Genomic DNA, 7679 nt, shown 5'->3' on the forward strand with positions numbered 1-7679 from the left:
TTATAGTGCCACTTCGAACAAAAATAGATGCGAAGACCGGCATGTCCAGCATCAACTTCAAGAGCACCTTAGAAAATGTTTGCCTGAAAGAATTAGATACATGGCAAGAAGAAAATCTGACTGAAAACCAGACAGTTAAAAGAAGAAAAACGCTGTTGGCTTCGTAGGAAAAATGGAGAACGGTTTGAACACCCTACCCTGCGGGACACAGAACGCCGCATTGTGCTGTCCCTGCGGGACAAAGGAGCGAAAGCCAAGTGGTATGATTGCGGATAGTCATAAAATATTTTGTACCTTTGCACCCAATTTTTACAAAGGCAGACGATGGTGAAAAATTCTAACGCAGTTATTTGTGCATTGGCGAGAGATTGCGCTCCGCGACTCAAAAAAAATATTCGCAGGATTGAAAGGCTGAGAAAAACCTTTCGGATGGAGGAATTATCATTACTTGACCCGCGCGTATGAAAAAAATGATTATCAATGTTTTAGCGGCAATAGTTCATCCTGTCAACCGGTGGAAGCGGAAGGATTTTCGTAATAAACTGCGCCCCAAAATGCAGCGCATTCCTGCGAATGTTCCGAATATTGATGTCAAACAAATCCCAATTTATATTATCAGTTACAATCGGTTGTCATACGTTCAATCGTTGGTCGGATTTCTGGAAAAACGGGGATTTACCAATATTCATATAGTTGATAATCAATCCACTTACCCTCCGTTGCTGGAATATCTGAATCAGTCGAAACACACCGTTCATTTTATGGACAAAAATTATGGGCATAAAGTTTTTTGGAAAAGCGGCAAATTTAATGATGTCATTGAAACGCAATATTATGTTGTTACCGATGCCGATATATTGCCAACGGACGATGTTCCGGATGATTTCATGAAATTATTTCTGCGATTGTTGTGCGAATATCCGGTTGCGGCAAAGGTCGGATTTGCGCTGAAGATAGATGATGTGACAAAATATGATGGCGTAATAACTTACGAGCGGCAATTCTGGAAAAATCGCTTGGAAAATCATCCGGATTTAGAATTATACGATGCCCAATTGGACACCACATTTGCTCTTTATCGTCCGAGCGACAAAGCGACGAAGCGGGATTTTTACCGTGCAATCAGGGTTGCCGGAGATTATGTTGCCCGCCATACGCCATGGTATGTGATGCCGACTGACTATACAGACGAGGACAGATATTATGTTTCGACTGCAAACAAAAGTTCCAGTTTGGTAAAAGGTTCTCACTATTTTTAGTACCTTTGCCGCGATTTTGAAATTATAGATTGATATTTTAAAAGAAATAAAATGAAAATAATAAGCAAAGAAAAACTGCATCATGGGCGGCGAATCATTAAATTGTTCGGGATGAAAGTTGTGTCGTACACAAAGAAAGGACACCGTCAGATTATTACAAATCAAAAATATATCATAAACGCGATGGCTGACCCCAATGGTTTTGGACAGACAGAACTGATGTTGGAAAATGCCACGGTTGCGCCAAAATACAGATATATTTTTCATAACATGCCTGACGATGCTATAAAAAACATTATTGAATTGCGTGGTATAAAAAATATATTTCTTGATTGGGCATAAATAAATAGTATGAAAACACCTAAAATATCAGTCATTATGCCGGTCTATAACACTCCCTGCGCATATCTGCGGGAAGCGATTGACAGTATTTTGACACAAACTTTTGCCGATTTTGAATTTATCATTATCAATGACGGCAGCACGGATGCGTCTGTGGCACAAACAGTGAAATCATACGCAGACCCGCGAATTGTGTATATAGAACAACAGGCAAATACAGGTCAGGTTGGTGCAATGAACAATGGAATTCGCGCCGCAAACGGTGAATACATTGCCCGCATGGATTCCGATGATATATCGCTGCCCGAACGATTTGCAAAACAAGTTGCTTTTTTGGACACTCATCCGGATATTTCGTTGTGTTCCTCTTGCTATCAACGATTTGGAGACAGCAATAAAATCATCATACATCCTGAAAATATCCAACTTATTGATATGTTAAGGGGCTGTTATATTGCGCATCCGATAGTCATGTGGCGTCGTGCAGATTTTATGAAATATAACTTATTTTACAACGATGACTATCCGCTGGCGGAAGATTATGAGTTATGGTCGCGGGCAATGCGTATTCTGAAATTTTATAATTTACAGGAAATACTGTTCAAATACCGCTGGCATAACCAGAACATTTCGCGCAAAAAGGGCGAAATCCAGCGTGCTAATGCGCGGCGGATTAAACAAAATATCTTGGATTTTCTGACCACGGATAAAGAATTTCAAAAAGACCTTTTCTATTTGGCAAAAGGTAAAAAGTGGTATGGCATCCCACTGATAAAAGTCAAAAAATCTATTGGCAAAACGAAAGCATATTTGTTTGGGATAATTCCGATTTATAGTAAAAACACAAACACTTTGTAACAGATATATGCAAACAATTAAAATAGCCTTTTGTGGGCAGTGGGATAACAAAGTTATCCAAGATGAATTTGTGAAGTTATTATCAGGACGGGTGAAATTGGAAATCAGCGACCGACCTGATTTTCTCGTGTGTGGCTGTTTCAACAACGACTTTCTGAAATATGGCGAACGCCCGATTCGGATTTATTACTATACCGAAAATGTATTTCCCGACTTTAACCTGTTTGATTATGCCATTGGTTTTCATAATCTGAAATACGGCGACAGACACCTTTCTATCCCCTATTATTTGAATTATGACTTTGAGAAATTGCGAGGTCACGACAATTCCGGGCTGCCGGATTCTTTGGCTCAACGCAAATTCTGCAATTTTATTTATCGCAACACTCGACTGGGCATTGGTAGCAAATGGCGGATAGAATTTGCAAAAAAACTGATGCAATACAAGCCGATTGATTGCCCCGGTAAATCGCTGAACAATATGAAAAATGCCATAGAACCGCGAAAAGGGGATTGGAACCGCGGGAAACAGGAATTTATCAAAGGCTATAAATTTACCATCGCCTTTGAAAATTCCAAATCAGACGGCTATACGACCGAAAAAATGATAGACCCGCTTTTGTCCCACTCTATCCCTATTTATTGGGGCAACGAACAAGCAGGAACGGTTTTTAATCCGGCAGCATTTATCAACGCCAACGATTATCCGGATTTAGACACATTGGTCGCCCGCATCATAGAGATGGACAATGACAACGAGCAATATATGAAAATGCTGCGCGCAAAACCTGTGATTGATGATTCGTTGTTTGGATTCGATAAAGAGAGAGCATTGGCAGATTTCATGATGGACATATTCCAAACCGGCAAAAAATACGTGAATAGGGGAATCGGATGGGCACCTTTCTATCGCGTTTTAAGGCACCCATTCAAGGCGATTTTCACTCATGCGCACTAAATATTGCTGAATGATGGCTTTTAACAGCGTTTCCATCTCCGGCTGCTCCGGCACTTTTCCTGCCAGATTGTCGCGAAGTAAAGGGTCTGATTTATAGTCATATACAGCATTTGTCTTTTGTCCATCGAACTGCAAAAAATAATCGTTTTTGAGCAGTTGATAGCGCGAATTATTATAGTTCGCAACAAACTTATCCTTCATTGGAGTATTAAGGATGTTCTGACCGAAAGCAAAATAGGGCTTATCGTAATTCAAATAATCCAAAACAGTTGGCATAATGTCAATTTGCTGCACCACCAACGTATCCACTACCCCCCTCAACTCGCTGCCCGGCTGATAGAAGAGAACGGGTACGGCATATAAATTCACATCTGTAAAATACTCATCGTGAGTGGTTTGATTGGTATGGTCTGCGGTGATAACAAACAAGGTGTTTTCAAACCACTCATATTGCGCCATTCGTTTGAAAAATTGTCGTAAGGCATTGTCTGTATAGCCGATGCACTTGTGGATAGGTTTTGTGCCCTCAGGAAATTTTCCGTTGTAGCGAGAAGGAATATTAAATGGATTATGAGAGGTTGTGGTGAATATGGAAGTTACAAATGGTTGCGCCATCGTGCCCATTTTGTCGGCATAAAATTGTAGAAATTCCTCATCCCAGATAGCCCAAGTGCCGTCATAATCTTTATCTCCATTGGGATAGTCTTCCAGACCAAAATAATCATCAAATTTGGCAGCTTTAGTAAATGGCTGAAACCCCATCGAGCCATTGTAGGCTCCATGGAAAAAGGCGGAATAATATCCTTTTTCCTTCAATACATCAGGGATGGAACTGATGCCATTGTTGACGTAACTTGATACGATAAACGACTCCACAAACATCGGGATACTCGAAAACACCGAGGGCAAGGCATCTATTGAACTGCGACCGTTGGTATAAGAATATTTAAAGGTAAGCCCGGTTGCATACAATGAATCCAAAAATGGGGTGTAGCCTTTGTAATTGCCATTATCCAATTCCTTGTTGAAAAAACCGGAGTATTCTTTTCCAAAACTTTCGAGAATAATCAGCACAACATTCAGCGGTTTGAACTCTCCCTGCGGCATCGGGTAATGAATAGGAGAGTAAACAGCAGCCATTTCCGCCTCATCCTTGAAATAGTTTGGGTTTCGATAAACAGTTCGATTAGTTGTGCGTATCAGAGAAAAAGGAGTGTTTAGGACAATCGCCGCCTCGATGCTTTTGTTGGTATATTGGTTGGCATTATTGATTGCAATAGGGCGGGTGGAAGGTCCGAAGCCGCCACGCATTCCGGCGATGGAAAGATACACAAAGCAAGCCATCAACACCGAATGCCGCAAATAATAAAATACATCCCGCCGTAGGGGCAGGGCGCGCCCTGCCCCTACCGTATCACCACCAATGGGTCTGTAATACAATTTATAAATAGCAAAAATCAGCAGTCCTGCGAATAGTGTCACATACCAATAGTCGATGAGGCTATTGCCAACAATTAGGGCTATGTTGTTTTCGTTTTTAAATTCCGCAAACACGGTGCAGGTTGTCCTCCGGTTGATGAACGGGAAATAAGCAAAATCACAACAGTTGGCAATTACGGCGATGCTGTTGCTCACCACAAAAATCCACCGGGCAATCGTTTGATAAAGCGGAGTCAGCCTGAATTTGAACGGCACAACCTGCATCAGAACATACAGCAAATTGGTGTACATAATAGCCGACACATCGAACTGAAAACCACCTTTCAGCAATGTCAAAAAGTGCTGCAAGTTTATTTCCGAGAAATAACTTTTGTTGACCCCAAAAAATGCGATGCGGCAAAGGTAATAAACGACCACCATTAGTCCCAAATTGCACAGCACAGCAAAGAGAGGTTGTGTCTTGATGTCATTGTGAATTTTCATATTTTGTCTAATTTTTTAGTGTATTTCAGCCAATAATACTTCACCGGATTGGTGTATTTCAGCAGTTTCCAAGGACGACTGCTGTGGGGAGAATGCAGCACAGGGGTATTCATCAGCAAATAATTTGCAAAACCTAACTTCACGGATTGATGCGAAATGGTTACATCGTACCAATTTTTATCGGGATTCAAATGGCGAAAATCAAATTTGGATAAAAACGCATTAGTCAACAAGGTGCAACAAAAACTCAGCCGTTTGTTAGTTTTCACTGCTTCGTGTTTATACTTTTTTGCAAACAGATATGGAAAATTCACCTCCCCGGCGGCATCCACAGTCACCGCAGCCACCATCCCAACGGGCAATTGGTCATTGGCAATTGCTAATTGGTAAAGCGTTTGTATCGTGTCCCGCTGCACGGTTACGTCCGATTCAATAATTATCAAATGTGCATTTTCACTCAAAGCACGCTGTTGAGCCGTTTGCAAAACCAACAAATAATTAGGAGATGGATGTTGCGTTAAGTCGCTTAAATTCAACAGATTAAAACCTTTTTCTTGGGACAAAGCAGCGAGCTTTGCCGAGTTTTCGTCTGAACTGAAATCGTTGTAAACAGTGTATTCAAACGGACAGGCGATGTCCGAAGCCATGATGCTCTCAATAGTCTGAATCGTTGTCTCCAACGAATCTTTGACCGGCGTAATGATGTGTATCTTTTTCATATCTCGTGCAAAATTAGCCATTATTTTTGAATAATGCAAAAAAAAATTACAAATGGGTTCCAATATGACCTATAAGAATGCGGTTTTGTTGTATATGTGGCTTGCCTTCATGAAAATAGATACGTCTATCAGTTGAATAAGATGTATTATCATCAGAATAGCATAGTTTTAGGTGGGGTTCACAGCACACATCTTCAAGTATTCCTGATTCGTTCGTAAAAGAAAAAGTAAAATTCTTTTTTCTTTTTGCATCGCCTTCAAGTGAGGCTGTTTCGTCAAGTTCTGCATAAATGCTGAATTGCTCCAAGACTTGTGTCCTTTCAGTTCAGGCGTTACACAATCTTTGAATTTATCATTGAGTGCAGATAAGTGGTAAATAATTTTTTTCGGACATTCCTTTAATATTGATTTGATTGCGTCCTTATTTTCCTCACGAAAATATAGCAATGGAAAATACTTTATACATTCATCAATAAAATAGTTTGCATCTTTTGGAGACAGACCTAAAAAATGCCTCCTAAATTTATACCAACCATCCATTCCATAAATAATTTGCACACTATCGTCGAACCCACTGATTTTATGAAAAGCAATTAACCCATGACAATTATCTTTATTAATCCACGATAATAATTCGTCTTTTACTTCCGTTGAAGTTTTAATTGTTTCCTCCGACATTTGCAAAATGTTTTGCAGAGAATTAATTACATCGCGGTCAATTCCATTTTGTTTCAATTCCTGTGGGTTGCAAATAAATTTTTCAACAGTATAATTAGCATAAAAGACCTGAGGATAAATTTCGCTATAATTTGTGTACAGTTTATTTGTATCCTTGTACTGATTTATTAATTTTACATCTTCTGCAAGGCGTTTTACTTTTTCTTCTATCTCGCTATCGCTCAATTTAGAATTTTTTTGAAATGATTCTGCCAAAATATAGAAATGTGCTACCATATATTATCTGCTGTATTTAAATATTTCGGCTAAGTCATTTTCCTGTTGGTCAAAAAAACCATTCGGCCAGTTTAGTATTTTGGCTTTTTCATTCATTTCCAACTTTTCCGGTTTGAATGATTCGTTAAAATAATGGATAGATATATCCTTCGTACTAATTGCAATTTCCGGATTTAAAGCACTTACACGTAATCCATTTAAAATATGTTCACTGTGAGATTCTATGAAAACCTGAACTCCACAAGAGGCAATTTTTGCGAAAAATTCTGCAATTCGGGCTTGTGCTTTTGGATGTAGGTGTGCTTCAGGATTTTCAATAATAATTATTTCTCCCGGCTTAGCTATTAAGCCCGTAACAATTAGAGGCAAGACATAACTGTAGCCAAATCCAACATTTGCAGGCTTATAAGTATACGAATTATTCTTATTATTCAAAAGCATATAAAGAACACTACTTTCCTTATCTCGTCCTTTTATGTCAATTTTTGCTCCATCAAAAATATACCCCAGCCATTCTATCGTTTGTTGAAGGACAGATTTTGCATCATTTCCTCTATAAAGCAGATCATTTACATTATTGAGATTCATGGAGTTTGCCAGAATGTTAATTGTATGTTCTCCACGAGGTCCAACATGTAGAAATTCAGGTAGATTTGTTTTATATCC

Annotated in this window: 8 protein-coding genes; 4 read left to right on the forward strand and 4 right to left on the reverse strand. The window is 39.4% G+C overall.

Features of this window, described 5'->3' with window-relative positions; all coding sequences use genetic code 11:
• The first annotated feature begins 470 nt into the window (after positions 1-470).
• The 4 genes from ASC50_RS03930 to ASC50_RS03945 are packed head-to-tail and all read left to right on the forward strand — an operon-like array spanning position 471 to position 3417.
• Entirely contained in the window at positions 471-1259 is a 789-nt protein-coding gene (locus tag ASC50_RS03930) for a glycosyltransferase family 2 protein (RefSeq protein ID WP_158648398.1), read from the forward strand.
• 51 nt (positions 1260-1310) lie between these two features.
• Complete coding sequence (locus ASC50_RS03935) at positions 1311-1601, forward strand: hypothetical protein (RefSeq protein WP_055432174.1); 291 nt, start codon at positions 1311-1313, stop codon at positions 1599-1601.
• A 9-nt stretch (positions 1602-1610) separates the two neighbouring features.
• Complete coding sequence (locus ASC50_RS03940) at positions 1611-2459, forward strand: glycosyltransferase family 2 protein (RefSeq protein ID WP_055432175.1); 849 nt, start codon at positions 1611-1613, stop codon at positions 2457-2459.
• A gap of 7 nt (positions 2460-2466) precedes the next feature.
• Complete coding sequence (locus ASC50_RS03945) at positions 2467-3417, forward strand: glycosyltransferase family 10 domain-containing protein (protein WP_055432176.1); 951 nt, start codon at positions 2467-2469, stop codon at positions 3415-3417.
• Here the strand turns inward: ASC50_RS03945 and ASC50_RS03950 are convergent.
• The 4 genes from ASC50_RS03950 to ASC50_RS03965 form a co-directional block, all read right to left on the reverse strand.
• Positions 3376-5340, reverse strand: a complete 1965-nt coding sequence (locus ASC50_RS03950) for an LTA synthase family protein (RefSeq protein ID WP_055432177.1) — start codon at positions 5338-5340, stop codon at positions 3376-3378. The genes ASC50_RS03945 and ASC50_RS03950 overlap by 42 nt on opposite strands.
• Entirely contained in the window at positions 5337-6059 is a 723-nt protein-coding gene (locus ASC50_RS03955) for a glycosyltransferase family A protein (RefSeq protein WP_055432196.1), read from the reverse strand. The genes ASC50_RS03950 and ASC50_RS03955 overlap by 4 nt, the downstream gene beginning before the upstream one ends.
• Positions 6060-6227: 168 nt before the next feature.
• The gene (locus ASC50_RS03960; protein ID WP_158648399.1) at positions 6228-6962 is read right to left on the reverse strand and encodes a hypothetical protein; all 735 of its coding nucleotides are present in this window, start codon (positions 6960-6962) and stop codon (positions 6228-6230) included.
• 54 nt (positions 6963-7016) lie between these two features.
• The coding region (locus ASC50_RS03965; RefSeq protein ID WP_158648400.1) for an AAA family ATPase at positions 7017-7679 on the reverse strand (663 nt) is incomplete at its 5' end.

It is taken from the genome of Candidatus Symbiothrix dinenymphae (assembly GCF_001431085.1).

Excerpts from the sequence above, each read along its gene's own strand:
- ASC50_RS03945 (WP_055432176.1), top strand. The coding sequence starts at position 2,467 with ATGCAAACAATTAAAATAGCCTTTTGTGGGCAGTGGGATAACAAAGTT.
- ASC50_RS03930 (WP_158648398.1), top strand. The coding sequence starts at position 471 with ATGATTATCAATGTTTTAGCGGCAATAGTTCATCCTGTCAACCGGTGG.
- ASC50_RS03950 (WP_055432177.1), bottom strand. The coding sequence starts at position 5,340 with ATGAAAATTCACAATGACATCAAGACACAACCTCTCTTTGCTGTGCTG.
- ASC50_RS03935 (WP_055432174.1), top strand. The coding sequence starts at position 1,311 with ATGAAAATAATAAGCAAAGAAAAACTGCATCATGGGCGGCGAATCATT.
- ASC50_RS03940 (WP_055432175.1), top strand. The coding sequence starts at position 1,611 with ATGAAAACACCTAAAATATCAGTCATTATGCCGGTCTATAACACTCCC.
- ASC50_RS03955 (WP_055432196.1), bottom strand. The coding sequence starts at position 6,059 with ATGAAAAAGATACACATCATTACGCCGGTCAAAGATTCGTTGGAGACA.